The following is a 26,295-nucleotide window of genomic DNA, read 5'->3' as shown; positions in this document are numbered from 1 at the left end:
ATCATATAACTAAAACAATAAAAAATTATGGAGTTTATCATGTTTCCAATTATCTTCATTGGATTAATTGTCCTTTTTTCTTCTTTCTTTACCGTGAAACAGCAAACTGTTGTAGTAGTAGAGCGCTTTGGAAAATTTCTTAGCCTTAGAAATTCAGGTTTACATTTAAAAATTCCAGTAGTAGATCGAATTGCTGGAAGAGTAAATTTAAGAATTCAACAATTAGATGTAATCATTGAAACTAAAACTAAAGATAACGTATTCGTTAAAATGAAAGTTTCAGTTCAGTTTAAAGTGTTACAAGAAAAAGCATACGAAGCGTTTTATAAATTAGAATATCCACACGACCAAATTACATCGTATGTATTTGACGTAGTGCGAGCTGAAGTTCCAAAATTAAAATTAGATGACGTTTTTGAACGTAAAGATGATATTGCAGTTGCCGTAAAACGTGAGTTAAACGAGGCAATGACGACTTATGGATATGACATCATCAATACATTAATTACAGATATTGATCCAGATATTCAAGTTAAAAATGCGATGAACCGTATTAATGCGGCAGACCGTGAAAAAACAGCTGCAGAATATGAAGCTGAAGCTGGAAGAATTAGAATTGTTGCTAAAGCTAAAGCTGAAGCAGAAAGCAAAAGACTTCAAGGTCAAGGTATTGCTGATCAAAGAAGAGAAATTGCTCGTGGTTTAGTAGAATCGGTTGATGTATTAAACAAAGTGGGAATTAATTCTCAAGAAGCTTCGGCTTTAATTGTGGTAACGCAACATTATGACACATTACAAGCAATTGGTGCAGATGCAAATTCTAATTTAATTTTATTACCAAATTCACCACAAGCAGGAAGTGACATGTTGAATAATATGGTAGCGTCTTTTAGTGCATCAAACCAAGTAGGTGAAATGATGAAAAAAGGAAACATCAAAAAAGTTGCAAAGAAACATCAAAAAGATGAATTTGGAACTGAAGGCGAATCTGAAGAAGTATAAATTGATGCTGAAATAATCCCGAAGTTTCGGGACAACATAACAAAATGAAAACCATCAATTTAAAATTGGTGGTTTTTTTGTGTCTAATTATTAAAAAAGAATCCTGACAGGTTTTTGAAACTTGTCAGGATTAAAAACAAGCGTTTTTTAGCAAAAATTAAAATAAAGCGTTTTTAGACACTTTTAGTAATTGGGATGTAAAAACACTTTACCTAAAAAAGTTTTATTCTTAAAATTCATTTATGAAAGTCGCTTTTTTAAGTTTTTAGTTATTAAAAATTAAATTTCGATAGATTTTACTAATGATAATTTTTAGTGATAATTTTGTGATTTTTTATTAAGATTTCTATATAAAACGAAAACGTGTCAAGTTTTGAAAACCTGACACGTTTAAAAAATAACTTTGGATACTGAAATAAATTAAGCATGACAAAAATTGATACTTTTTATTGTTCTGAAATTTTTGCCCAAGTATCTCGTAATCCAACTGTTTTATTAAAAACTAATTTTTCAGCGGTAGAATCTCTATCGACACAAAAATAGCCTAAACGTTGAAATTGAAAATGATCTAATTCTTTTGAAGTAACTAAACTTGGTTCCACATAACCTGTAATTACTTTTAATGAATTTGGATTGATAAATTCTTTAAAATCAACTTCTTTATCTTTATCTGGACTTTCGTTGGTGAATAATCTATCATACACACGAACTTCTGCTTCTTTTGCATGAGGAATAGAAACCCAATGAATGGTCCCTTTTACTTTTCTTTGACTCGCTTCAGTTCCACTTCCAGATTTAGAATCTACATCGTAAGTAACATGAATTTCTGTAATTTTTCCGTTTTCATCTTTTACAACTGATTCACCTTTAATGATATACGCATTTTTCAAACGTACTTCAGTTCCTAAAGTTAATCGGAAAAATTTCTTATGTGCTTCTTCTTGAAAATCATCTCTTTCGATATATAATTCTTTAGAAAAAGGCACTTTTCTGTAGGTCATTACTTCTTCTTCCGGATTATTTTCAGCTTCTAACCATTCTTCTTGACCATTTGGATAATTAGTAATTACTAATTTCACTGGATCTAAAACGGCCATTACACGAGGAGCAATTTTGTTCAAATCTTCACGAACACAAAATTCTAAAAGTGAAACATCAATCAAATTATCACGTTTAGCAATTCCAATTGTGTTAGCAAAATTTACGATAGAATTTGGTGTATAACCGCGTCTTCTCATTCCAGAAATAGTACTCATTCGTGGATCATCCCAACCTGTAACGTGCTTTTCTTCAACTAATTGCAATAATTTACGTTTAGAAACAACCGTATGTGATAAATTTCTACGCGCAAATTCTCTTTGTTTGGGACGTACTTTAGTTTCATCATAAATTTGATTCAAAAACCAATCATATAATTCACGATGAGGCAAGAATTCTAACGTACAAAAAGAATGTGAAATTTGCTCTAAATAATCACTTTCACCATGTGCCCAGTCGTACATTGGATAAATACACCAATCGTTTCCTGTTCTGTGGTGATGTGCGTGCATGATACGGTAAATAATAGGATCACGCATCAACATATTGTTTGCACCCATTGAAATTTTAGCACGCAAAACGTGAGTTCCCTTTTCGAATTCACCGTTTTTCATACGAGTAAATAAATCTAAATTCTCTTCGATAGAACGATTTCTGTAAGGAGAATCAGTACCAGGTTGTGTAGGCGTTCCTTTTTGTTGCGCCATTTCTTCCGAAGTTTGGCTATCTACATACGCTTTATCTTTCTTGATTAATTCCACTGCCCAATCGTATAATTGTTGGAAATAATCGGAAGCATAACATTCTTTATCCCATTCAAAACCAAGCCATTCTACATCGCGCTTAATAGCATCAACGTATTCTTGTTCTTCTTTAGAGGGATTGGTATCGTCGAAACGAAGGTTTACTGGCGCTTTATAATCGATTCCTAAACCAAAATTTAAACATATTGCACTGGCATGACCCACGTGTAAATACCCATTTGGTTCTGGTGGAAAACGAAAACGTAATTTATCTGTTGTCAAACCATTTTTTAAATCTTCTTCAATGATTTGTTCTATAAAATTCAATGATTTTTCTTCTGTTGACATAGTATCAAAAATTTATGCAAAGATAGAAAATGTTTCAGGTTTCAAGTTTAAAAGTTTCAGGTTTTATGTAACTTTGAATAAAGAAAAACAAGTTGAAACTAAAAAACCCTCAAACTTGAAACTAAAATTTTATGGGAACTATTAAATTACAAAATATTCGCACTTTTTCCTATCACGGATGTTTAATTGAAGAAGAAAAAATAGGTTCTGACTACCGAGTAGATCTAGAAATAAAAACCGATTTACGTAAATCTTCTCAAACAGATGAGTTAGCAGATACGGTTGATTATGTGCTATTGAATAAAATTGTGGTAGAAGAGATGGCGGTTCGTTCCAAATTATTAGAACATGTTGCCCAACGCATAATCACTAGATGTTTTGCTGAAATACCGTCGATTTCTCGAATAAAATTAGCAGTTTCTAAATTAAATCCACCTATTGGAGGCGATGTAGAAGCAGTTACGATAGAAATGGAAGAGTTTAGAAATTAAAAAAAAGAATCGGAATTAACATCCGATTCTTTTTTTTTAGATGCTGAATCGAGTTCAGCATGAAAATAAGTATTTTTAATCGATTTTATACACTCTATTTTTATACATATTGCTTGATGCTACAATATGCGCTAAAGCATCTTTGGCTAATTCTTTATTTAAAGCAACTGGGATTAATTCGGTGTCACTTTTTACTTTAAATTGTAATGGTTTTGCATTTGGATTTAAGATAACAATATCGTCATCTACTCTAAAGGCATATGTTTCATGGAATAACATAATGGTTCTTCCTTTTGTGCCTTTTGGTAATTTTAATAAATTTCTTCCAACCATTGGAGTTTTAGTAGTTATTCCAGACAAAGCTAAAACTGTTGATGGAATATCCATTTGACTTGCTAAATTATCATAAGTAATTCCTTTTTCAACATTAGGAGCAATGATTAAAGCTGGAATATGAAATTTATTAACTGGAACTAAATTCTTACCATATGTTCTAGTGTTATGATCAGCTATTACTACAAAAATAGTGTTTTTGAAATAGGCTTCTTTTTTAGCCAATTCAAAGAATTTACCAATTGAAAAATCGGCATATTTCATTGCGTTGTGCACTGTGTTTTTTGGTTGTTCATACAATTTAATTCTTCCATCAGGAAACTCAAAAGGCTCATGATTTGAAGTAGAAAACATTAATGAAAAGAATGGTTTTTTACCAAGGCTTTTGTAGTATTCGTTTGCTTTAACTGCTAAATCTTCATCAGAATATCCCCAAGTTCCTTTCATGGCATATTTTTTACCATCGGCATCAAAATCAGTTTCATCAATTATATTTTTAAAACCATTTCCGTTAAAAAAAGAAGCCATATTATCAAAATTAGCCATTCCTCCATAAATGAAACTAGTATCATAATTATGACGACCAAAAGCGTCTGCTAACGTAAAAAATCCTTGTTGAGAACCACTAAGTTTTACAATACTTTCAGAAGGATTGGGTAAAAATCCAGCAGTTACTTGCTCAATTCCACGCACACTTCGTGTTCCTGTACAATATAAATTAGTAAACAATAATCCTTCTTTTGATAGTTTATCTAATTCAGGAGTTAGTGGCAAACCATTTAAACATCCCACATATTCGGCACCTAAACTTTCTTGTAAAAAAACAACAACATTGTAATTAGGTTGAGAAACATCTGGTTTTTGAAGATGTAAAAAAGGAACTTCTCCTGGAAGAAATTCGGTTACATCCATATATTTTTTTACACGGCTGTAAGCTTCTAATTCATCCATTTTTCCATATTTTTTTACATCCCCTTCATTCTTCATAGAATAAGCAGCAAAAGCAACGGTGTAAAACGAGTTTAATCCCAATGAGTTTGTCATTTGATCCGAACAAAAAATAGCATTACTAGTATTTATAGGTCGTTTAGTTGTTAAACTACCTCGAGCACCCCAAAACAAGAAAAATGAAACAACTAAAAATAAAAGCAATTTAGTTTTATAGTTACTTTCTTGAGGATAAAATAATTTTTTACCAAATTTTAAAGCAAAAAATAAAGCACTGTTTAATAAAATAGTAGTTATAATTAATGAAGGTAAATAACTTTTTAAAAGTGTTCCAACCACTTCTTTTGGATAAATTAAATAATCTAAAAACAAACGATTTGGACGTGTATCGTATTGATTAATAAAATCTAATGTTGATAATTCCATTAGTAGGAACAAAAACAAGAAGAAAATAAAGTAAATATTGAAGAATTTTTTAATGTATTGTAACACCGAATCTGGAAGTAAAGAAAGTAACACCGCTGGTAAAAAAGCAATGTAACTCATAAGAATTAAATCAAAACGAAGACCAATTAAAAACAATTGTCCATAGTTTGGATTCTCAACAACCCGTTCTTTGAAAATAAAAAACAAGAGAATTCTACTAATGGTGGTTATACACAAACCGATTAAGAAAAAACTAACTATAGGTTTAAGGTAACGTAAATTCTTCATAATTAATCAACTATTTGTTTTGAACAAAATTAAACTTTAAAACTAAATATTTCTACTTAATAAATGCTTAATATTTTTGGAAAAGAAGAAATAAAATGTAAATTTGCAGTCCGTTCAAATAATGGCGTCTTGGCCGAGCGGCTAGGCAGCGGTCTGCAAAACCGTCTACCCCGGTTCGAATCCGGGAGATGCCTCCAAAACCTTCTAAGAAATTAGGAGGTTTTTTTATTCTTTTACAATTCTAAAAGTTATAGGTGCTGGTTTTTTTATTAAACCGTCATATTTTCCTGCGTATACACCTTTAATATCAAAAATGATTATCACATCATTCTTTTTAACTTTTTTAAAAAGATTAACAATTTCTTCTGAAAAAGTATTTCCTGAGACTGTAATCGTTGGTTGATTAGGAATTTTTATATTAAATTGTTTTACTTCAATTTCATTTCCAAAATATTCTATAAAATTTACACCAACAATAGCGCTTTTTAACTCATTTAAAGTAAATAGCAACTCTCCTCTATTAGTATAATAACCGTTTAATGTTCCTTTTGGTGCAGATGAATTTATAACCCTAAAAACATGTTCTTCAACAACTTTAGAACCATCAAAATTTTCTATTTCAACAAATACTTTAGTTTCACTACCTGAGCCTGGACGAATAACATATTTTCCATCATCCTTTTTTGAAACACCATTTCCGTAAATAATATATGATTTAGCATTGTTAACCGCAAATGAAATAGGATTAGGAACACCACGATAAACCACATTCATTCTATCTAAAGCAATAACACTTTTTGAAGCTGGAATGGTGTCTTGAGCGTAAATTGATAGAGAAAATAAAAGAAAAAAGATGTATTTCATTAGTTTAAAAATTAGATCCTGAAACGAGTTCAGGATGACAAACAATAGAAAATATTATTCAGAAACTGCAGTATCAGGTAATAACTTATTGGTTATCATTTCTTTTTCTTTTGGGAAAAAACCTTGGAGTATAAAAAACAATCCAAAAATGGAAATAACCAAACTAATTACTCTTTTAATTTTGTAGATGTTTGCTGGAATTAATTTGTGTTTCAATTGCTTTGCTAATAATATTTTAGCGACATCAAATGCTAAATAAAAAGCTAAAATAGAAGCAAAAAAGATAGAAATACGAGAAGTATTCATTTCCATTTGTGGTCCGTATGTAATGATAATCATCATCCAAAAACCTAAAACTCCAATATTAATAAAATTCAATAAAAAACCTTTAAAAAACAAAGCGAAATAATTTTTTTTTGGAATGTTATCGTCGTCTTGTTCTTCGTCTTGTTGCTTTTTAAAATTACGTTTTAGCATGATAAAAGAAACCAAACCGTAAACCAACATGATAATTCCGCCAATAATAAACAAGGTGGGATTATCTTTTAATTGTTCTAAAAGTTGATTGGTACTTAAATAAGCAATCAAAATAAAGATAATATCTCCAAAAACAATTCCTAAATCAAAAGTAAAAGCAGCTCTAAAACCTTTGGTAATACTAGTTTCTAGTAATACAAAAAAACCAGGACCAATTGAAAAAGCTAACAAAAGTCCCCAAGGGATTGCGGTAAGTATGTCTTGTAAATGCAAATTTAAGTGATAAGTAAAGAGTGATAAGTGATAAGTTCACAAGGCTCTTTTGAATTAAAATATAAAATTACTAATTTCTAGAAAAAATAACTAATTACTAGTTACTTTTTACTAATCACTAAACTATTTCGCTTGTTCGATAGTTCCTCCAGCGATTTTCTTTTCGTTGATTTGTTTTGGTTTACCGTAGATTTTTATTTCACCACCTGCTCTTGTTTTAGCATCTACTAAATCCGTTGCATACACGTGAGCCATGCCGCCAGCGTTTACCGTAACTACTGTTTGTTGGGTTTTACAATCTTGACCATCATATTTTCCACCAGAATTGGATAAAATATCTTGGTTTTTAACGGTTCCTTTTGTAGTTACAATACTTCCTTGCGAAACACGAACTTGTAATCTATCGGCTTGTAAATTAGTTAGTTTAATTTCGGAACCTTCTTTACAAATGATGTCAAAATTTATCGCAGAAATTTCATCTTTTGAAGAAACTCTGCTTCCTTCATTAGCTTCAACAGCATCTAATTTTTTATAATAAACAGTTGCAGAAACATCGTCACCACTTAACATTTTTGTTAAAGGCATTCTGATTTTTAATTCGCCACTTTTATTAATTACTTCTACTTCTTGTGAATTAGCACCCGTTAAAACAACTTTATTTTCAGTCGATGCTACTAAGTTGACATCAATTTTATCAAAAGCGGTTACTTTAGTAAAATCACCAACTTGTTTTTCAGTTTGAGCTATTCCTAATGAAAAGATGGAACAGGTTATAAAGGTTAAAAATGTGTTTTTCATAGTATTTTTAATTTATTTATAGTAATAAAAAGTATAAACTGATAATAAAATAATTATTTCTAAAAGGTTTATAATCAATCGATTTTTAATTAATTTTTTAAAAATATAATCAAGCAAAAGTAAAATAAGTATCACAATTAAAAATCCAATTTTTAATTTAATAACTTTATAAAAAGGATTTGGATTAAAATTAAATTCTTGCCAAACTAAATGTAACGTGATTACAAAAAGTAGTAAAGAAATTACACTAAAAACAGAAATATACCTCTTTATAAATTCAACTACTTTCATCTTATTATGAGATTTAGTTTCACTGAACTAACGTTTCTCCTTACGTCGAAATGACAACTTTGTGTCTAACTAATTACTTTTCACTTATCACTAAAAATTACTCTCTCTTTCTCAAATAATGAAAATCCAATTGTTTCTTCACTAAATCGGCATTTTTTACTTTAACGTAAATTTCGTCTCCTAATTGTAAAATATTTTTAGAAACTTCACCTACTAAAGCATATTGTTTGTCATCAAAAGTGTAATAATCATCTCTAATTTCACGAATTCTAACCATTCCTTCGCATTTATTTTCGATGATTTCTACATAAATTCCCCATTCGGTTACACCCGAAATTACACCTAAAAACTCTTCGTCTTTGTGATCTTGCATGTATTTTACTTGCATGTATTTCACAGAATCGCGTTCGGCTTGTGCGGCTAAACCTTCCATTTGTGAAGAATGTACACATTTTTCTTCGTATTCTTCTTCACTTACACTTTTTCCACCATCTATGTAAAATTGTAACAAACGGTGTGCCATAACATCTGGATAACGACGAATTGGCGAAGTAAAATGACTATAATAATCAAAAGCTAATCCGTAGTGACCAATATTTTCAGTAGAATAAGCAGCCTTACTCATACTTCTAATGGTTAAGGTATCTACTAAATTTTGTTCTTTTTTACCTTGAACTTCTTCTAATAAATTGTTTAACGAATTCGAAATATCTTTTTTAGAACGGAAATTGATTGAATATCCAAACTTAGCAATCACGGTTTGAAGATTGATTAATTTATCTTCATTTGGTTCATCGTGAATTCTGTAAATAAAAGTTTTCTTTTGTTTTCCAATGAATTCTGCTACTTTTCTATTCGCTAACAACATGAATTCTTCAATCAAATGATTCGCATCTTTACTTTGTTTGAAGTAAACTCCAATTGGTTCTGCATCTTCATTCAAATTGAATTTTACTTCTACTTTATCAAACGAAATCGCTCCAGCTGCCATTCTTTTTCTTCGAAGAATTTTAGCTAATTCATCCATTTTTAAAGTAGCATCAACTATTAGTTTTGGAACAATGTATTCGTTTCCAGTCAATGAAATTTCAGCTGGAATAACATCTGATTTTGTTTCGATGATACTCTGAGCTTCTTCATAAGCAAAACGTTGGTCAGAATACGTTACGGTTCGTCCAAACCATGCATCTAAAACTTCCGCTTTATTATTTAATTGAAAAACAGCTGAAAACGTATATTTTTCTTCATGTGGTCGGAGCGAACAAGCAAAGTTGGATAACACTTCTGGTAACATTGGAACAACTCTATCTACTAAATAAACAGAAGTAGCTCTTTTATAAGCTTCATCATCTAAAATAGTTCCTTCTTGTAAATAATGCGAAACATCAGCAATATGAACTCCGATTTCGTAATTTCCATTTTCTAAAATTTGAAATGATAACGCATCATCAAAATCTTTAGCATCTTTTGGATCAATTGTAAACGTTAAAACATCACGCATATCGCGACGTTTTTTTATTTCTTCTTCTATGATTGAAGTATCTATTTTATTCGCATACGCTTCTACTTCAATTGGAAAATCATATGGTAAACCATATTCAGCTAAAATTGCATGAATTTCTGTATTGTGTTCTCCTGGTTTTCCTAAAACTTTTATCACAGAACCAAAAGGAGAATCGGCTTTTTTAGGCCAGTCTTCTAGCGTTACTAAAACAACATCACCATGTCCTGCATCACCAATTTTATTTTTTGGGATGAAAATATCGGTATACATTTTAGCATTGGCTGTTGTTACAAAAGCAAAGTTTTTTTGAATATCGATAACTCCAACAAATTCTGATTTTTTTCGTTCTAAAATTTCTAAAACTTCTGCTTCTGGTTTGCGTGAACTTCTTCTATTGTAAATATAAGCTTTCACTTTATCACCATCTAATGCATGATTTAAGTTAATAAACGGAACAAAAACATCATCTTCTAATTCATCACAAACAAAATAGCCTGTTTTACGAGAAGTCATATCTATAATTCCTTCGTAATATTCTGCTTTGGAAATAATTTGATATTTTCCAATTTCCGTTTCGTGAATTTTATCTTGTGCTTTAAGTATTTTTAAATCTCTAATTATTTCGTTTCTGCTTTTCGTATCTGAAAGTTCTAAAACAGCAGCTATTTGTTTGTAATTAAAAGATTTAGAAGGTTCTCTTGAAAGTATTTTAAATATTTGTGCAGTAAAATCTTTTGGTTTATTTCCTAATTTTTTTGGTTTCTTACTCATTGTATCATTTATGTGTGCGTTGATATTTTTTACGGGAACACATGAATATAGCTTTACATTCAGTATTCATATAAAAATTATCTTAGCTATATTTCTAATTATTGTTTAAAGTTACGAAGAAGAAATTAGAAATCAGAATTGAAAAATTAGAATTAACCAAATTATAACAAAATTGATAAAATGAAAGTTTTCAACATTTATTAAAAACAACAAAAAATATTTTTAATTAAATTTAAATTTATGATGGTTATTATAGCGTGTTAATATGTGGAATAAGTTTTTTTACAGAATTCATTTTTAAAAGTTATTGTTACTTATACAACGTAATTAACAATTATAAAAATTAGTAAAGAACTAAAAATAAGAACTTCTAAATTCTTTCTTTTGTAGTTATCAACAGTTGTTGAAAATAGATTTTATAATCGTTTTGTAAATAACTTCAATTGTTGATTTCTGTTGAAAACTAATTTTTTTCTATTGATAACTTTTCTAAAAATTCACGAAACTAAATTAGGATTTTTAATTTCAATTTTGGATTACTAATTTTTTTATTACAACCTAAAAAAACTTCTAAATTTCTATCCAAAGTTGTTAACAATTAATGTTAAATTAAGGTTAACTGATTATCAACGATTTACATAAAGAAATTAACAATGTGTAATTTTTAGTTTACTTTATTATATAATTCATTGATTTTAAATGATTTGGTTAAAAAAATATCAAAATACAAATCATATTATTATTACTCCTATATCTTTAGTATTTTTGCATAGATAAAACACACAATATTATGAAAATTTCAATTGGAAACGACCATGCAGGTCCAGATTATAAAAAAGCAATTGTTCAATATCTAGAAGAAAAAGGACATACCGTATATAATCATGGAACAGATACTTTTGACAGTGTTGATTATCCAGATTTTGGTCATCCAGTAGCGTATGATGTTGAAAGCAAAAAAGCTGATTTAGGAATTGTAATTTGTGGTTCAGGAAACGGAATAGCTATGACAGTGAATAAACATCAAGATATTCGTGCGGCTTTGTGTTGGACAAAAGAAATCGCAGCTTTGGCTCGTCAACATAATGATGCTAATGTTTTAAGTATTCCAGCTCGTTATACTTCTATTCAGCAAGCTATTGAAATGGTAGATACGTTTTTAAATACTTCTTTTGAAGGCGGAAGACACGGTAATCGCGTAAAAAAAATCGCTTGTAAATAATCAAATAATTAAAATCAATTCAAATGAAAGTTGTAAAATTAGATTTGAATTGTATTCAAAAAAGTTATAAAAAAAGACCTTGTGATTCTCATAAAGGAACACAAGGTCATGCTTTGTTAATAGCAGGAAGCACAAACAAAATGGGTGCTGCTATTATTGCTTCTAAAGCCAGTTTGCGTTCAGGTGTTGGATTGTTAACTGTAGCTTTTTCTCCTGAAAACAAAAATGTACTTTTTAATTCCATTCCCGAAGCCATATATGAAAATACATGTGTGATGAATGATTTATCTCCTTATCAAGCTATTGGAATTGGTCCCGGAATTGGCGTAGATGAAATCAGTCTGCAATGCATTTACGAATTGTACGAAAACAAACTTCCCGTTGTTTTTGATGCCGATGCCTTGAATTTAATAGCCAAATACAAAATAGATTGGAAAAACTTTAATTTTCCATTTGTGTTAACACCCCATCCAAAAGAATTTGATCGATTATTTGGTGAACATGATTCTGAATCCGAAAGAAGAATTTCGGCAATTCAAAAAGCGGCAGCATTAAATTGTGTAATCGTTTTAAAAGGTCACAAAACGTTTATCACTGACGGAATTCACATTTTTGAAAACACTACCGGAAATTCAGGTTTAGCAAAAGGTGGTTCAGGTGATGCGTTAACTGGAATGATTACTTCATTTTTAGCACAAGGTTACACTACTTTAGAAGCTTCAAAATTAGGTGTTTATCTTCATGGATTAGCTGCTGATATTACACTTCAAACACAAAGCGAAGAAAGCATGTTAATAACCGATGTTATTGAAAATATTGGATTCGCTTTTAAACGTTTGAATTCCGAAATACAATAAAACAATCTGAAGTATCACAATAGTATAAAAAGCGATTATAAAAGAAAATTTATTGGTTTTGTGTTTGAAAAGATAGATACTTAAAATCCCACCAATAGTTCCACCAACACCAGCTAATAAAAGCAAATTGAATTCTGAAATGCGTCTTTTATTGTTTTTAGCTTGCCATTTATCGTAGCCATAAGTTAAGAAACAGAGGCTATTAATCACAATTAAATAAATAGTACTTCCAAAAGTTAATAATTTTGTCCAAAGATAGTATTTTAGCAGTTCAATTTTATTTACAATGATCAACATTCAATTCATTCAAAACCAAACCAACATTGCTCCAAAAAACATTGAAGCTACTATAAAATTACTTTCGGAAGATTGTACGATTCCGTTTATTTCGCGTTATCGAAAAGATCAAACCGGCAATTTAGATGAGGTACAAATTGAAGCCATTTCGAAATTAAACAAGCAATTTGACGAAATCATCAAGCGAAAAGAAAGCATTCTAAAATCAATTGAAGAGCAAAAGGCGCTTTCGCCTGAATTGAAATCAAAAATTGAAAATAGTTTCGATTTACAAGAATTGGAAGATTTCTATTTACCTTATAAAAAGAAGAAAAAAACCAAAGCCGATGTGGCTCGTGAAAACGGTTTAGAACCATTGGCAAAAATCATCATGAGTCAACGAAATGATGATATTGAGTTTTTAGCATCGAAATATTTGAATGCAAACGTTAAAAACGAAGACGAAGCTCTACAAGGTGCTCGCGATATCATTGCCGAATGGATTAACGAAAACATTTTTATTCGTAAAAATTTACGTCGCTTGTTCCAACGAAAAGCAGAAATCACAACCAAAGTTGTTAAAACTAAAAAAGACGAGGAAGCGGCTCAAAAATTCAATCAGTATTTTGATTGGAACGAACCGATTTCTAAAGCACCATCGCATCGTTTATTAGCCATGTTGCGTGCCGAAGCAGAAGGTTTTGTGAAGTTAAATGTCGCTGTTGAAAAAGAAGAAGCTCTAGATTTTATCGAAGAAAATATCATCAAAAATAAAAATTCTGAGGCAACAGAACATTTAGAATTAGCTATTAAAGACAGTTACAAACGTTTGTTAGAACCAGCTATTTCAAACGAAACGTTACAAGAAGCTAAGGCTAAAGCGGATATCAAAGCAATTGATGTGTTTTCGGAAAATTTACGACAATTGTTATTAGCGCCACCATTAGGAGAAAAACGAATTTTAGCCATCGACCCAGGTTATAGAACCGGTTGTAAAGTGGTTTGCTTGGATGAAAAAGGCGATTTATTAAACAACGAAACCATTTATCCACACGCACCACAAAACGACACTGCCATGGCGATGAAGAAAATACGTTCAATGGTGAATGCGTATAATATTGAAGCAATTTCTATTGGAAACGGAACTGCTTCTCGTGAAACCGAATTTTTTATTAAAAAAATCGCTTTTGATAAACCCGTTCAAGTTTTTGTAGTTTCCGAAGCGGGTGCATCGGTGTATTCTGCCAGTAAAATTGCACGAGAAGAATTCTCAAATTATGATGTTACCGTTCGTGGTTCTGTTTCGATTGGAAGACGACTTTCTGATCCATTGGCAGAATTGGTAAAAATTGATCCAAAATCCATTGGTGTTGGACAATATCAGCACGATGTAGATCAAAGTAAATTGCAATCGGCTTTAGATAGTACGGTGATGAGTTGTGTGAATTCAGTGGGAATTAACATCAACACCGCAAGTAAATCGTTGTTGAGTTATGTTTCTGGAATTGGTGAAAAAATGGCTGAAAATATTGTAGCCTATCGTTCAGAAAATGGTCCTTTTGAAGATAGAAAACAACTGAAAAAAGTACCACGTTTAGGTGAAAAAGCCTACCAACAAGCCGCCGCTTTCATTAGAATTCGCGATGGAAAAAATCCGTTGGACAACTCGGCTGTTCACCCGGAAGCGTATCCTATTGTGGAAAAAATGGCAAAAGATTTAGGTATCAAAACCACGGAGTTAATCGCTAATAAAGAAAAAATCGCGCAGATAAAACCAGAAATTTACATTACATCCGAAATCGGAATTTTAACGTTGAAAGATATTCTAAAAGAGTTAGAAAAACCAGGTTTAGATCCAAGAAAAGCAGCAAAAATTTTCGAATTTGACCCGAATGTAAAAACCATAAAAGATATACGAACTGGCATGATTTTACCCGGAATCGTAAATAACATTACCGCATTTGGTTGCTTTGTGGATGTGGGAATTAAAGAAAGTGGTTTGGTGCACATTTCGCAACTAAAAGAAGGCTATGTTTCCGATGTAAACGAAGTAGTAAAAATGCATCAACACGTTCAAGTAAAAGTGGTTGAAGTAGACGAAGCTAGAAAACGCATTCAGTTGACGATGGTATTTTAATGCAAAAAAGTATAACGTAAACCAATTCCAAACGTGGTTTGCGTCTGTTTTTTAGATATTGCAAAAGATTCATCGTCACGACGAAACACTAATTTTTTAGCCGAAGCAAATGAGTAATTTACTCCAATAGACCAATTTTTATGTAAAGAATATTCTAGTTGAGCTAAATAGCCAAAATAAATAGCATTTGCGTTAAACGTTTGCGTTTCATCAAATCGTAGTGGTAAATTTCCGCTAGAACCAATAAATTTTGCTTGGTATTTGCTAAATATACTAAACACACCAACTGAAGGTGTAAATTTATTTATTTTCCAAAAAAACAGGAGTGGAACCTGAAATTGAAACCCTTTTGTATTTATACTTTCAAACAATTTTGGGTTGCCATCATTTGTGAAATAATAACCCAATAAATCAGATTCAGAATTAGTGTTCGTTTGTTTTACAACATCTAATAAAAAAGAAGTTTCAATTCCAGTACCAATCGAAAAATTCGAATTAAATAATTTCTTTTTTACTAACAATCCAAAACTTAAATAATGTTGGTTTTTTATTTCAAATTCTTTTAATAAACTAACAGAAGTTATACCGCTGTTAAGTTTTAAACTATAATCTAAATTAGAGAAAATATTATTTTTGAACCGTTTAATTAGTATAGTGTCAGCAGAAATAATAGTTGTTTGTTTTTTTTGAATAACAGAAATACTTGGTTTACTTCCTTTTTGTTCTTTATTTAAGATTATTTTATCGGCTTTTATTTTTGTTAATGGTTTTTCAATAAAAACAGTGTCTCTAATGATTACTTCTTCATAAACATATACCGTGTCAACCTTTTTTTCTTGAGAAAAACCAAGATGAAAAAGAAGTAAAAACCAAATAAAACAGTTATTCTTTTTCAACATAAACCGTATCTTTTTTAATAATTTGCTTTTTAATTACAACGATTTTTGGAACTTCAGAATTGGTTGCCGAATCCTTTTTTTCAACAGAATTTATATGTAACGCTGGTGTTTTCACTTCAATTATAGCCCTCTTTTTTTCTGAAGTTTTCACTTCATTTGATAAACTTATTGTGTCTTTTTTGTCTATAGTATTTATAATTGTATTTTTTTTAGTTTCTTGTATTATTTTAGGTGTTGCGTTATTGTAAAAGAATAATACAATCAATGAAACTAAGCCTGTAAAAAGAGTGATTAATTTTAATATTTTAGTTCGATAAATAGACGTATTAAGTAAAATCAAGTCTAAGTTATTACATTTTTTATCAGGATTAAAGGTGTTTTTTGGTGAAATTTCAAAATTAGAAAATGCTTTTTTGTAATAATTGGCAAAAAGTTGGTTTCCAAAACCTAAAAACAATAAAAACGCAATTATTCGTTTTTTCTTTTTCTCTTTTGAATGTAAAGAAAGTTTTTCAAAAAGAAATTCCTGAATATTTTTTCTTGCCCTTGACAAACTTGATTTAGAAGTTCCAACGGATATACTCAATAGTTTGCTAATTTCAAGGTGTGAAAAACCATCAATAATATAAAGGTTAAAAACGGATTTATGGTTTTCAGAAAGCGAATCAATCGCCTCTAACAATTCCTTGTGGCTGAAATCACTCGCTAAAAGGACTGATTTTTTATCGAGTTCCATTATATTTATTTCGTTTGTTTCATCAGCACATTCAAAATTTGTTGTACTTGTAAAATTTATTTTCTGTTCGTTTTTTAAATAATTTATCGCTCGATGAACTACAATTTTCCGCAACCATCCATTTAAAGCATCTTTGTTTTTTAATTCCTGCTCTTTTTGAATGGCAACAATGAAAGCATCTTGAACAATGTCTTCGGCTGTTGCGATATCCTTTATATATCTGCGACAAACACCTAAGAGCTTAGGAGAAAGCTTACTATATATCTCGTGCCAATTGGTTTCTTGCATTTTTTTAGTTTTGAACTACAGTGAGCGCATTAAATCTTCCTTGGTCAACAAAGATTTGAAAAACATTTATATCGTTAATATATACTGCATCGAAAGTTCCAAAATCGCCCTCTCTTTTTAAGATATAAACATTATTATTTAAAGCAATAAAGTCTAAGTAAAAGGAAAAAAAGCTTGAACTATATATTTGTGTATTGTTTTTAAAAATATTTACAACATCTGCTACGAAGGTGTTGTTATTATCAAAAAGTAATTTAAAAACGGATGGGATTGTTGTTAAAGTAGTTTCAACTCCAGTTGCCATATTTTTGTAAAACCCTGTATTTGTTGACGTATTTGTTCCATAAACATAAACCTGATTGTCTTTTACTGTAATATCTTTTAATAAATCCCCTACAGAAACAGATTGAAAAACGTTATTTACATATATTCCATGACAAGAGTTAAAGCAACTAGAGGTGTTGCCAATCACATAAACGGTATTTGTAACTACTTTTATTTTTGCTTGAAAAGTTGGGTTATTAATATTGTTGTCTAAAACGGTTTTTACCCCATTTTTCCAGTACGCTAATTCATATATTTCGACAGCAAGTAATGGATTTTTGGTATAACCTACAAAATACACATCGTTACCAACAACCTCCATATCAGTTATTGAGTGAACATATTGAGCGGGTGTATTAAATGCTGTGTTTAAATTGATTAGATTTCCGTTTTCCCAATATAAATATTCTGTTCTCCAGTTGTCTAACGTTTTCTTTCCTAAAACATGTAGGTTGTTATTTGATACACAAATTTTAGTTGCTTCTCCACCATTTCCGCCAGTTAATAAATAGGATTGATTATTTTTCCAATAGGCAGCATTATTTGTCTTAACACCTGCAATATATACATCAACAGGGTTTTGTGTTGAAGAATTTACTAAATCATCTACATCATTACAGCCAATAAGAATTATTGCAAATAAAAGGGAAACTAATTTATTCATCATGATACATAATTTGAATGTTACTATTAAAAGACATCAAAAAACAAAAAGGTTGCACTAAAAAACAAAAAAATCCCAAATACCAGCTAATTAAAGTTGGAATTTGGGATTTTAAATATATTAGTTAAAAATAAAATTATTCTTTAGTTTCTTCTTCTTTTTTAGAATTTGCTGGTTGTTCGTCTTTGGCAGCGTTTTTAAATTCTTTAATACCTGTACCAATTCCTTTCATTAATTCTGGAATTTTTTTTCCACCAAAAAGTAATAAAACTATTACCGCAATCAAGATAATTTGTGGAACTCCAACTACTCCTAAAAATATAGTTAATGCATTCATGATTTTAATATTTTAAAGCACAAAGATATAAAGAATTTAACAAATCATTATTTTTTAACGATATATTATACTATTCCAATTTACAAACCCGTTGTATTTAGTATATTTGTGATATAAATTGGTTCAAAAAATGGCTAACAAAAAGCTAAAAAGACAGTTACTTCTTAAAAAGTTATACAACAAAAGAAGACTAGTTATTCTTAACGAAGATACTTTTGAAGAGACCTTTTCATTAAAATTAAATTTAATGAATGTCTTTGTTGTGGGAACTATTGGCGCTATTTTAATCATTTTCGTTACTACTTATATCATCGCCTTTACGCCTCTGCGCGAATATATTCCAGGGTATGCTTCAACAAAATTAAAACAAGACGCATTGGAAATGGCAATTAAATCGGATTCTCTTGAAAAATCGGTGAAAATAAACAATGCATATATTGCTTCTATTAAAAAAGTATTAACAGGTGATTTAGAATACGCAAAACTGAACAAAGACTCCATCAAAGCATTAGATGTTTCCGATATAGATATTTCAGGACTTTCACCAACCGAAAAAGAGCAAGAATTAAGAGAACAAGTAATAAAAGAAGACAAATACAATGTATTTGAATCGTCTAAACCTAAAGTTAGTTTTGTATTGTTTCCTCCAGCTCAAGGTGCTATTTTACAAAAATACAATGTAGCTAATAAACATTTAGCGGTTAAAATTGCATTGACCAATAATACACCCATAAAATCTGTTGGAGCAGGAACTATTATTTTTTCCGATTGGACTCCTAGTTCGGGTTATGTGGTTATTATTCGCCATAAAGATGATATTTTATCGGTATATAAAAATGCGGCTTCGGTAACAAAATCACAAGGAAACATTGTTAGATCAGGTGAAGTTATTGCTCTTGCAGGAAATGCCAATGCTGTCCAAAATTCGGGCGCAACACTTCATTTTGAATTATGGAAAGATGGTTTTCCTATTGATCCAACTCAATTTATCAATTTCAATTAAACATGTCAGTAAAAGCCTTTGCGGCAAAATTATTTGCTAAAAGAATTCACGCTAAAACTCAAAAATGGGCCAATAATCCTGTTGAAACCCAACAAAAAGTTTTTGAAGCTTTAATCAAAGAAGCCGCACAAACGCAATTTGGAAAAGACCATAATTTTTCAGCTATAAAAACGTTTTCAGATTTTGCGCAAAAAGTTCCAATCCGTGATTACGAAGGGTTGAAACACTATGTGGATAAAGTTGTAAAAGGCGAAGAAAATGTACTTTGGAAAGGAAAACCACTTTATTTTGCTAAAACTTCTGGAACCACTTCTGGTGCAAAATATATTCCGCTAACAAAAGAATCCATGCCTTTTCATATTCAAGCAGCTCGAAATGCCATTTTGAGTTACATTCACGAAACGGGAAAAGCTGAGTTTGTAAAAGGTAAAATGATTTTCTTGCAAGGAAGTCCTATTTTAGAAGAAAAAAATGGCATCAAGCTGGGAAGATTATCAGGAATTGTAGCGCATTTTGTTCCGAAATATTTACAAAAAAATCGAATGCCAAGTTGGGAAACCAATTGCATTGAAGATTGGGAAACTAAAGTCAATGCCATTGTGGAAGAAACCATTAATGAAGATATGGCGGTGATTTCAGGCATTCCATCTTGGGTGCAAATGTACTTTGAGAAACTAGCAGCAAAAGCAAACAAGCCTGTTGGTGAAATTTTCAAAAACTTCAATTTATTCATTTATGGCGGCGTAAATTACGAACCTTATCGAGCGAAGTTTGAAAATTTAATCGGAAGAAAAGTTGATTCTATTGAGTTATTTCCTGCTTCGGAAGGTTTTTTTGCCTATCAAGATTCTCAATCAGAAAATGGAATGTTATTGCTATTGAATTCTGGAATTTTCTACGAATTCATAAAGGCAGATGAATTTTTTACCGAAAATCCAAAACGCTACACGATTAGTGAAGTAGAGTTAGGAGTCAATTACGTTTTAATTATTTCTACGAATGCCGGACTTTGGGCATACAATATTGGCGATACGGTTCAGTTTACGAGTTTAAAACCATATCGTGTGATTGTTTCAGGTAGAATCAAACATTATATTTCGGCTTTTGGAGAACATGTTATTGGAAAAGAAGTAGAATCTGCTCTACAAGAAGCAATGGAAGGAACTGATGTTCGTGTAAATGAATTTACCGTAGCACCACAAATTACGCCAACCGAAGGTTTACCTTATCACGAATGGTTTATTGAATTTGATTCCGAAAAATCGGAACAACCCAATAATTTAGAAGATTTTGCGTTAAAAATAGATAACGCCATGCGTAAACAAAATGTATATTATGATGATTTGATTGTTGGTAACGTGTTACGAACATTGGTCATCACAAAAGTTCCAAAAAACGGTTTTCAAGAGTATATGAAATCCATTGGCAAATTAGGTGGACAAAATAAGTTACCGAGACTTTCAAATGATAGAAAGATTGCTCAATTTTTTGAGATAAAATAATAAAGATGAAAGAAAATAGAGTGATTTGGATTTTTTTGATTCTTACACAATTTGCGTTTTCACAAATCCGTGGTGTAGTCAAAGACAGCATTTCAGGTGAACCTATTCCGTACGTGAATATTTGGGTGGAGAATGAAACTATTGGTACTACTTCGGAAACTAATGGTAGTTTTTCATTGGATATAAAAGAAGAGAAACTATTGGTTTTTTCGGCATTGGGTTATGAAAGCAAGAAATCATCTTCTAAAAACGAAATAATTCTTTTAAAACCTAAAGTTTTTGAGCTGAATGAAGTGGTGGTTACATTTCCTAAAAAAACGAAAGAATTAGAAATTGGAGAGGCTCACAAAGTTCACATAAGTCAATTATCAGGAAATAAACCATGGATTTATGCTAAATTATTTAATTATGATGAAAAATACATGGAAACACCATTTATTAAGAAAATTGTTTTCTACTCTAATAGTGATATCAAAGGAGCTAAAATTAAATTAAGAATTTTTGGCATTAATGATTCAATTCCTTCAGAAGATTTGATAAATGAAGATATCATTGTTACTGTAAAAGAAGGAATGAAAAAAAACACAATAGATGTTTCTAGTTATAATATTGAATTTCCTAAAAAAGGAATTGTAATAGGTTTAGAATGGTTAATTATTGAAGAAAATAAATACTTCTTTACATATAAAGACCCAAAAACAAAACAAAAAGTAAGTTTAGAAAACTATGCCCCATCTTTAGTAATCAATCATTCACCTGATGAAATTTCATTTACTTATTCAAAAGGGAGATGGTATAAACATAAAAGACATTCTTCTAATTACAAAAAAGAATGGAATAATAAAGTTGATACACCAGCCATAAATCTAATTTTAACCAACTAATGCAAAAATTCCTTTTTATTTTCATCCTCTCATTTTCCCTTTCCGCCCAAATCCGCGGTGTAGTCAAAGACAGCATTTCCGGCGAACCGATTCCTTTTGTGAATATTTGGGTGGAGAACGAAACGGTTGGAACTACTTCTGAAGCAGACGGAACTTTTTTCTTAGAAGCGTCAAAAGAAAAAAACATTGTGATTTCGGTTTTAGGTTATGAACGAAAAACGCTAAAAGGAACAGCTATTTCAATAGTTCAATTAAAACCAATGACTTACGATTTAGCGGAAGTGGTAATATTAAATAAGAAACAATCTAAAATAATAGAAATTGGCGATATTAAAAATGCGATATTTCAATCCTTTGATAACGGACCAAAAATTGAAGCCAAATTTTTCCCCTATCAAGCTTCTTACAGTAAAACCAAGTTTATAAAAGAAGTCACTGTTTTTACCGACAGCCGTATTGATGACGCAACCATAAAACTTCATTTTTATAGCGTAGATGAGAATGGTTCTCCAGGTAAAGAATTATTAACAAAAGACTATATAGTAACATTAAAAAAAGGTATAATTAAACATCGATTTGTTATTTCGCAATTTGATTTGATATTTCCAGAAAAAGGAATGTTTGTTGCCTATGAAAAATTGTTAATTGAAAGCAATAAAACAGGCTCAAAATACCAACCCTACGTATTGTATAATTATGTTGAACGCGATTTCTTTTATACTTATGCCTATGGAAAATGGACAAAATTAAATGCAGAAACACAAGGAAAATTACAATTAAACGAGCCCGCAATCAACCTAGTTTTATCCAACTAAAAATAAAAGTAGTACATTTGCAGGTTAGATAAACATATATAATGAAAGACATTAAAAACATTTCGCGTTCTAGAGCGCAAGAGTCCTCAGCAGCTATTGAGCGACTGTACATTACCATGAGACACTTATTCAACAGAGGTTTTTATAAACCAATGGGTGTTTCGGGAGAAACTTTAAGAGAAGCTTTATTAGCGCTTCGACCAGAAATTTACGGAAGTATTGCCGAAGAAAAAGTTGAATTAAACGGATTATTATACGTAATTGAACGTTTACCAATTGGAATTGAAGAGTGTTGTTATATCAATTTAACTTCAGATGAAGGGTATTCAAATTCACACTTTAAAGCGATTGTACCACCAAAAAGAAGAAGAAATTGTTACCGAATCGATGACGAACAAATGAATGTGGAAATCACACGTGGTCGTTCAGATATTTATGATATTTTAACGCATTTAACATTCATTTTCATCGAATCACATAAAATTAAAAATAGAGTTTTAATTGATGATGAAGGAGCTGTTTCAAGAGATTGGCAAAAACTAGAAATTGCAGTAAAGCAAACCAAAAAATTACCTTTAATTGAAAGAGAAAAGGCAATTTCACACGCAGCCAATGTATTAGGAAGAACGTTTGCCGAAGTACAAGCTATTTATGATGATTTTGCTACTACCGAAGCACCAGACCGATTTTTACATGTAGTTTATTGGTTAGGAAAATTAGCTATTGAAGAAGTAGTAGACAACAATAAAAGAACCATAACATTTAGTCCTATTTTAAGAGAACGATTAGGACACCATATTTATGGAGATATTTGGGCAACCACTATTAAAGAAGTTTTACAAAAGAATAATTTATTAGAACGTCCTATACACATTATAAGTGCTAACATGCACAGTGTTATGAACTCTCTTTTTGCTGAACCAGTTTTAGGAAAAAAATACAAAAATACTCCTGAATTTCAGATATTTGAAGATTTAAGTAGCTCATCCAATAAAGAGTTACGCAAGAAAGTGGAAGAATTTGCGTTTCAACAAGGAATGATTAGTTTACCCGATACATCTGGAACTAATATAGATGTTCAAATTTTTGACACCGCAAAAATTGATTTATCAAAAACCATTTTTGCTTCGTCTAAACTTGCCAAAGAAAAACCAGTACTTATAGTAATGGATTATGCTTTTGGCGAGCAAGCTTTTGAAACTATAGATGAGTTGTTGAAACCTTTTAAAGAAGAAAAAAACAATAAAATATTCTTAAATGTAGAGTCGGTTTCAATAATGGGTAAAGCGGGGATTTTAGAAGGTGGTAAAGGAGATATTATGATTCCTACAGCACACATAAACGAAGGAACAGCAGACAATTATCCTTTTGAAAATGAATTAACAAAAGCAATGTTTGAAGGAAATAATATTCCCGTTTTTGAAGGACCTATGATTACCGTTTTAGGGACATCACTTCAAAATAGAGATTTATTAAAATTTTTCCACGAATCTACATGGCAAGCCATTGGTTTAGAAATGGAGGGGGCTTACTATCAAAAAGCTATACAATCTGCTTCAAAAATTAGAAAAAGCATTAATCCAAATGTAAAGGTTCGATACGCATATTATGCTTCAGATAATCCTTTAGAAACAGGAAGTACATTAGCTTCAGGTGGATTAGGTACAACAGGAGTTAAACCTACATACTTAATTACAATTAAAATATTAGAACAAATTTTTAACATAAAATAAGAATTGATGAGCACAAATTCTCAAGATCAAGAAATCGACTTAGGACAAATAGGTAAAGGAATTAAGAATTTTTTTAATGGAATTGTTAATTCTGTATTTGATTTTATATTTTTTTTAAAAAAGAAAACGATAATAATAGGAATTTTGTTTGTAACCGGAATTATTTCAGGCTATTTATTAGATCAAAAAACTAAAAAATTTACTTCTGAAGTTATAGTTGCCCCTAATTTAGGAGGTTACGACTATTTATATGCAAAAGTTGACTTAATTAAATCTAAATTGAAGGAAGGAGATATAACTTTTTTTAAATCAATTGGAATTTCTAAAACAGATATTATATTAGATATTGAAGTAGAACCTATTATTGATATCTATACTTTTGTAAACACAAAAACAGCTATTGTAGATAAAACTCAAAGCACACAAAATTTTGAGTTGATGAAATTATTAGCTGAAAATGAAGATATAAACAAAGTTATCAAAGATGAAAAAACCAGTAAAAATTACCCTCATCATAAGATATTAATAACTACAACAAAAAAAATAAAAAATAACGATGTTATTGATCCTATTTTAAATTATTTAAATTCTGATGAATATTTGAATAAAATATTAGCAATAACTCGAGAAAACACTTTTATAAAGATTAAAAAAAATGAAGAACAAATCCTTCAAGTAGATAAATTAATCTTTCAAATTTCTGAAAATTTAGCAAAAGATAAAAGTGCCTCAAATTTAGTTTACAATAATGAAAACAGTGAGATAAACAGTTTGTTTATATTAAAAAATTCATTGATAAATGAGATAGCAGAACAAAGAATCACCCTAGAGAATATTAAATTGTATATTAAAGATATTAGCACAACAACAAATAGTATAAATTCTAAAGGGATAAATAATAAAATGAAATTTCTGTTACCATTTATTTTTGTTATTATTTATTTGATTTTATATGGTTTTATGTCACTTTATAAAAAACAATTAACTAGAGTTCGTTAATGAAAAATATATTAGTTACTGGAGGTGCAGGATTTATAGGCGCTAATTTTGTTCCTTACTTTATAGAAAACAATTTAGATTATCATTTGGTAAATTTGGATTTACTGACTTATGCAGGAAATTTAGAAAATGTTTCTGAAGTAGAAAATCATCCGAGATATACTTTTGTTCAAGGTGATATTTGCGATAGAAATTTTATTGAAGAATTATTTCAAAAATATCAATTTCACGATGTAATTCATTTTGCAGCAGAAAGCCATGTTGATAACTCCATTTCTGGTCCGGAAGCATTCATTAAAACCAATGTTTTAGGAACATTTAATTTGTTAGATACAGCAAGAAAACTTTGGATGTCGGCTCCTAATCAATACAATGCTGTATTTGAAAATTCCCGTTTTCACCACGTTTCTACCGATGAGGTTTATGGAACGTTAGGTGAAACCGGTTTGTTTGAAGAAACCACTCCTTATGCGCCAAATAGTCCATATTCTGCATCAAAAGCAGGTTCCGATATGATTGTGAGAAGTTATTTCCACACCTACGGAATGAATGTAGTTACGACAAATTGTTCTAACAATTATGGGCCTAAGCAGCATAATGAAAAGTTAATCCCAACCATTATTCGTAAAGCAATTTCTGGAGAAAATATTCCAATCTATGGCGATGGAAAAAATGTACGCGATTGGTTATATGTTTTAGATCATTGCAAAGGAATTGAATTAGCTTTCAAAACAGGAAAAGCAGGAGAAACCTACAATATTGGCGGAAGAAACGAACACAATAATTTATATATTGTTGACACTGTTTGTTCTATTTTGAATGAACTACAACCTAAATCAAACGGAAAATATCAAGATCAAATAACATTTGTAAAAGATAGACCAGGTCATGATTTACGTTATGCAATTGACGCCACCAAAATTGAAACAGAATTAGGCTGGAAAGCCGATGAAAATTTTGAGTCGGGAATCAAGAAAACAATAGAATGGTACTTAAACAAATTTAAAGGATAGAATTTAGGTTG

The 26,295-nt window shown here is 30.5% G+C and carries 23 protein-coding genes and 1 tRNA gene; 13 read left to right on the top strand and 11 right to left on the bottom strand.

Annotation, left to right across the window (positions count from 1 at the left end; translation table 11 throughout):
* Positions 1 to 27 precede the first annotated feature (27 nt).
* Entirely contained in the window at positions 28 to 1,002 is a 975-nt protein-coding gene (locus RSE15_RS08640; protein ID WP_324067573.1) for an SPFH domain-containing protein, read from the top strand.
* A gap of 446 nt (positions 1,003 to 1,448) precedes the next feature.
* On the opposite strand, the gene RSE15_RS08635 is transcribed toward RSE15_RS08640, so the two are convergent.
* Positions 1,449 to 3,131: a glutamine--tRNA ligase/YqeY domain fusion protein gene (locus tag RSE15_RS08635; protein WP_324067571.1), complete on the bottom strand. Its 1,683-nt coding sequence runs from the start codon at positions 3,129 to 3,131 to the stop codon at positions 1,449 to 1,451.
* Between the two features lie 131 nt (positions 3,132 to 3,262).
* On the opposite strand from RSE15_RS08635, the gene folB reads away from it, so the two are divergent.
* Positions 3,263 to 3,622 (top strand): dihydroneopterin aldolase, encoded by a 360-nt coding sequence (folB, locus tag RSE15_RS08630; RefSeq protein WP_324067569.1) that lies wholly within the window; start codon positions 3,263 to 3,265, stop codon positions 3,620 to 3,622.
* A gap of 75 nt (positions 3,623 to 3,697) precedes the next feature.
* Here the strand turns inward: folB and RSE15_RS08625 are convergent, their stop codons facing one another.
* On the bottom strand, positions 3,698 to 5,617 hold the full coding sequence (locus RSE15_RS08625; RefSeq protein WP_324067567.1) for an LTA synthase family protein: 1,920 nt from the start codon (positions 5,615 to 5,617) through the stop codon (positions 3,698 to 3,700).
* Positions 5,618 to 5,740: 123 nt separating this feature from the next.
* Here RSE15_RS08625 and RSE15_RS08620 point away from each other — a divergent pair.
* Positions 5,741 to 5,814 (top strand) — tRNA-Cys (locus tag RSE15_RS08620).
* Positions 5,815 to 5,842: 28 nt separating this feature from the next.
* On the opposite strand, the gene RSE15_RS08615 is transcribed toward RSE15_RS08620, so the two are convergent.
* The 4 genes from RSE15_RS08615 to rnr all read right to left on the bottom strand — a co-directional run bounded on the left by RSE15_RS08615 (position 5,843) and on the right by rnr (position 10,595).
* Positions 5,843 to 6,481, bottom strand: a complete 639-nt coding sequence (locus RSE15_RS08615; RefSeq protein WP_324067565.1) for a GldM family protein — start codon at positions 6,479 to 6,481, stop codon at positions 5,843 to 5,845.
* A 54-nt stretch (positions 6,482 to 6,535) separates the two neighbouring features.
* A complete protein-coding gene (locus RSE15_RS08610; RefSeq protein WP_324067563.1) occupies positions 6,536 to 7,231 on the bottom strand; it encodes a LysE family translocator in 696 nt (231 codons plus the stop codon).
* Positions 7,232 to 7,354: 123 nt separating this feature from the next.
* Positions 7,355 to 8,029, bottom strand: coding sequence for a head GIN domain-containing protein (locus tag RSE15_RS08605; RefSeq protein WP_324067561.1), 675 nt, complete (start codon positions 8,027 to 8,029; stop codon positions 7,355 to 7,357).
* A 388-nt stretch (positions 8,030 to 8,417) separates the two neighbouring features.
* Positions 8,418 to 10,595, bottom strand: coding sequence for a ribonuclease R (gene rnr / locus RSE15_RS08600; RefSeq protein ID WP_324067559.1), 2,178 nt, complete (start codon positions 10,593 to 10,595; stop codon positions 8,418 to 8,420).
* A gap of 790 nt (positions 10,596 to 11,385) precedes the next feature.
* On the opposite strand from rnr, the gene rpiB reads away from it, so the two are divergent.
* Both rpiB and RSE15_RS08590 read left to right on the top strand, forming a co-directional pair.
* Positions 11,386 to 11,817 (top strand): ribose 5-phosphate isomerase B, encoded by a 432-nt coding sequence (gene rpiB / locus RSE15_RS08595; RefSeq protein WP_324067557.1) that lies wholly within the window; start codon positions 11,386 to 11,388, stop codon positions 11,815 to 11,817.
* Between the two features lie 23 nt (positions 11,818 to 11,840).
* Positions 11,841 to 12,674 carry an NAD(P)H-hydrate dehydratase gene (locus tag RSE15_RS08590; RefSeq protein WP_324067555.1) on the top strand — a complete coding sequence of 278 codons (834 nt, stop codon included), beginning with the start codon at positions 11,841 to 11,843 and terminating at the stop codon, positions 12,672 to 12,674.
* On the opposite strand, the gene RSE15_RS08585 is transcribed toward RSE15_RS08590, so the two are convergent.
* Entirely contained in the window at positions 12,609 to 12,971 is a 363-nt protein-coding gene (locus RSE15_RS08585; RefSeq protein WP_324067553.1) for a DUF1294 domain-containing protein, read from the bottom strand. The two genes, RSE15_RS08590 and RSE15_RS08585, sit on opposite strands and share 66 nt — an antisense overlap.
* Between RSE15_RS08585 and RSE15_RS08580 the strand changes: the two genes are divergently transcribed.
* On the top strand, positions 12,961 to 15,087 hold the full coding sequence (locus RSE15_RS08580; RefSeq protein WP_324067551.1) for a Tex family protein: 2,127 nt from the start codon (positions 12,961 to 12,963) through the stop codon (positions 15,085 to 15,087). The genes RSE15_RS08585 and RSE15_RS08580 overlap by 11 nt on opposite strands.
* Here the strand turns inward: RSE15_RS08580 and RSE15_RS08575 are convergent.
* The 4 genes from RSE15_RS08575 to RSE15_RS08560 all read right to left on the bottom strand — a co-directional run bounded on the left by RSE15_RS08575 (position 15,084) and on the right by RSE15_RS08560 (position 18,335).
* Positions 15,084 to 15,986, bottom strand: coding sequence for a porin family protein (locus RSE15_RS08575; RefSeq protein ID WP_324067549.1), 903 nt, complete (start codon positions 15,984 to 15,986; stop codon positions 15,084 to 15,086). The two genes, RSE15_RS08580 and RSE15_RS08575, sit on opposite strands and share 4 nt — an antisense overlap.
* Positions 15,970 to 17,010 (bottom strand): RNA polymerase sigma factor, encoded by a 1,041-nt coding sequence (locus RSE15_RS08570; RefSeq protein WP_324067547.1) that lies wholly within the window; start codon positions 17,008 to 17,010, stop codon positions 15,970 to 15,972. Before RSE15_RS08570 ends, RSE15_RS08575 begins: the two co-directional genes overlap by 17 nt.
* A gap of 4 nt (positions 17,011 to 17,014) precedes the next feature.
* Complete coding sequence (locus tag RSE15_RS08565) at positions 17,015 to 18,001, bottom strand: hypothetical protein (RefSeq protein ID WP_324067545.1); 987 nt, start codon at positions 17,999 to 18,001, stop codon at positions 17,015 to 17,017.
* A 133-nt stretch (positions 18,002 to 18,134) separates the two neighbouring features.
* A complete protein-coding gene (locus tag RSE15_RS08560; protein WP_324067543.1) occupies positions 18,135 to 18,335 on the bottom strand; it encodes a Sec-independent protein translocase subunit TatA/TatB in 201 nt (66 codons plus the stop codon).
* A 130-nt stretch (positions 18,336 to 18,465) separates the two neighbouring features.
* On the opposite strand from RSE15_RS08560, the gene RSE15_RS08555 reads away from it, so the two are divergent.
* From RSE15_RS08555 to rfbB, 7 genes are read left to right on the top strand one after another with little or no spacing between them, the layout of a single operon-like run.
* Positions 18,466 to 19,338: a murein hydrolase activator EnvC family protein gene (locus RSE15_RS08555; protein WP_324067541.1), complete on the top strand. Its 873-nt coding sequence runs from the start codon at positions 18,466 to 18,468 to the stop codon at positions 19,336 to 19,338.
* A gap of 2 nt (positions 19,339 to 19,340) precedes the next feature.
* Positions 19,341 to 20,840, top strand: coding sequence for a GH3 auxin-responsive promoter family protein (locus tag RSE15_RS08550; protein ID WP_324067539.1), 1,500 nt, complete (start codon positions 19,341 to 19,343; stop codon positions 20,838 to 20,840).
* Positions 20,841 to 20,845: 5 nt separating this feature from the next.
* Positions 20,846 to 21,724: a carboxypeptidase-like regulatory domain-containing protein gene (locus tag RSE15_RS08545; protein WP_324067537.1), complete on the top strand. Its 879-nt coding sequence runs from the start codon at positions 20,846 to 20,848 to the stop codon at positions 21,722 to 21,724.
* The gene (locus tag RSE15_RS08540; RefSeq protein WP_324067535.1) at positions 21,724 to 22,539 is read left to right on the top strand and encodes a carboxypeptidase-like regulatory domain-containing protein; all 816 of its coding nucleotides are present in this window, start codon (positions 21,724 to 21,726) and stop codon (positions 22,537 to 22,539) included. The genes RSE15_RS08545 and RSE15_RS08540 overlap by 1 nt, the downstream gene beginning before the upstream one ends.
* 41 nt (positions 22,540 to 22,580) lie before the next feature.
* Positions 22,581 to 24,272 carry a DUF6909 family protein gene (locus tag RSE15_RS08535; RefSeq protein ID WP_324067533.1) on the top strand — a complete coding sequence of 564 codons (1,692 nt, stop codon included), beginning with the start codon at positions 22,581 to 22,583 and terminating at the stop codon, positions 24,270 to 24,272.
* Between the two features lie 6 nt (positions 24,273 to 24,278).
* Positions 24,279 to 25,271: a hypothetical protein gene (locus tag RSE15_RS08530; RefSeq protein WP_324067531.1), complete on the top strand. Its 993-nt coding sequence runs from the start codon at positions 24,279 to 24,281 to the stop codon at positions 25,269 to 25,271.
* Positions 25,271 to 26,284 (top strand): dTDP-glucose 4,6-dehydratase, encoded by a 1,014-nt coding sequence (rfbB, locus tag RSE15_RS08525; protein WP_324067529.1) that lies wholly within the window; start codon positions 25,271 to 25,273, stop codon positions 26,282 to 26,284. Before RSE15_RS08530 ends, rfbB begins: the two co-directional genes overlap by 1 nt.
* Positions 26,285 to 26,295 lie beyond the last annotated feature (11 nt).

The sequence above is a fragment of the Flavobacterium sp. genome (assembly GCF_035195345.1).
Lineage (GTDB): Bacteria > Bacteroidota > Bacteroidia > Flavobacteriales > Flavobacteriaceae > Flavobacterium.
The sequence above is the reverse complement of the archived record's forward strand: the minus strand, read 5'-3'. Positions and strand labels throughout refer to the sequence as shown.

Excerpts from the sequence above, each read along its gene's own strand:
- RSE15_RS08580 (WP_324067551.1), top strand. The coding sequence starts at position 12,961 with ATGATCAACATTCAATTCATTCAAAACCAAACCAACATTGCTCCAAAA.
- rnr (WP_324067559.1), bottom strand. The coding sequence starts at position 10,595 with ATGAGTAAGAAACCAAAAAAATTAGGAAATAAACCAAAAGATTTTACT.
- RSE15_RS08615 (WP_324067565.1), bottom strand. The coding sequence starts at position 6,481 with ATGAAATACATCTTTTTTCTTTTATTTTCTCTATCAATTTACGCTCAA.
- RSE15_RS08565 (WP_324067545.1), bottom strand. The coding sequence starts at position 18,001 with ATGATGAATAAATTAGTTTCCCTTTTATTTGCAATAATTCTTATTGGC.
- RSE15_RS08575 (WP_324067549.1), bottom strand. The coding sequence starts at position 15,986 with ATGTTGAAAAAGAATAACTGTTTTATTTGGTTTTTACTTCTTTTTCAT.
- RSE15_RS08605 (WP_324067561.1), bottom strand. The coding sequence starts at position 8,029 with ATGAAAAACACATTTTTAACCTTTATAACCTGTTCCATCTTTTCATTA.
- RSE15_RS08570 (WP_324067547.1), bottom strand. The coding sequence starts at position 17,010 with ATGCAAGAAACCAATTGGCACGAGATATATAGTAAGCTTTCTCCTAAG.
- RSE15_RS08590 (WP_324067555.1), top strand. The coding sequence starts at position 11,841 with ATGAAAGTTGTAAAATTAGATTTGAATTGTATTCAAAAAAGTTATAAA.
- RSE15_RS08635 (WP_324067571.1), bottom strand. The coding sequence starts at position 3,131 with ATGTCAACAGAAGAAAAATCATTGAATTTTATAGAACAAATCATTGAA.
- RSE15_RS08585 (WP_324067553.1), bottom strand. The coding sequence starts at position 12,971 with ATGTTGATCATTGTAAATAAAATTGAACTGCTAAAATACTATCTTTGG.
- RSE15_RS08545 (WP_324067537.1), top strand. The coding sequence starts at position 20,846 with ATGAAAGAAAATAGAGTGATTTGGATTTTTTTGATTCTTACACAATTT.
- RSE15_RS08625 (WP_324067567.1), bottom strand. The coding sequence starts at position 5,617 with ATGAAGAATTTACGTTACCTTAAACCTATAGTTAGTTTTTTCTTAATC.
- RSE15_RS08535 (WP_324067533.1), top strand. The coding sequence starts at position 22,581 with ATGAAAGACATTAAAAACATTTCGCGTTCTAGAGCGCAAGAGTCCTCA.
- RSE15_RS08560 (WP_324067543.1), bottom strand. The coding sequence starts at position 18,335 with ATGAATGCATTAACTATATTTTTAGGAGTAGTTGGAGTTCCACAAATT.
- folB (WP_324067569.1), top strand. The coding sequence starts at position 3,263 with ATGGGAACTATTAAATTACAAAATATTCGCACTTTTTCCTATCACGGA.
- RSE15_RS08550 (WP_324067539.1), top strand. The coding sequence starts at position 19,341 with ATGTCAGTAAAAGCCTTTGCGGCAAAATTATTTGCTAAAAGAATTCAC.
- RSE15_RS08530 (WP_324067531.1), top strand. The coding sequence starts at position 24,279 with ATGAGCACAAATTCTCAAGATCAAGAAATCGACTTAGGACAAATAGGT.
- RSE15_RS08540 (WP_324067535.1), top strand. The coding sequence starts at position 21,724 with ATGCAAAAATTCCTTTTTATTTTCATCCTCTCATTTTCCCTTTCCGCC.
- rpiB (WP_324067557.1), top strand. The coding sequence starts at position 11,386 with ATGAAAATTTCAATTGGAAACGACCATGCAGGTCCAGATTATAAAAAA.
- RSE15_RS08640 (WP_324067573.1), top strand. The coding sequence starts at position 28 with ATGGAGTTTATCATGTTTCCAATTATCTTCATTGGATTAATTGTCCTT.
- RSE15_RS08555 (WP_324067541.1), top strand. The coding sequence starts at position 18,466 with ATGGCTAACAAAAAGCTAAAAAGACAGTTACTTCTTAAAAAGTTATAC.
- rfbB (WP_324067529.1), top strand. The coding sequence starts at position 25,271 with ATGAAAAATATATTAGTTACTGGAGGTGCAGGATTTATAGGCGCTAAT.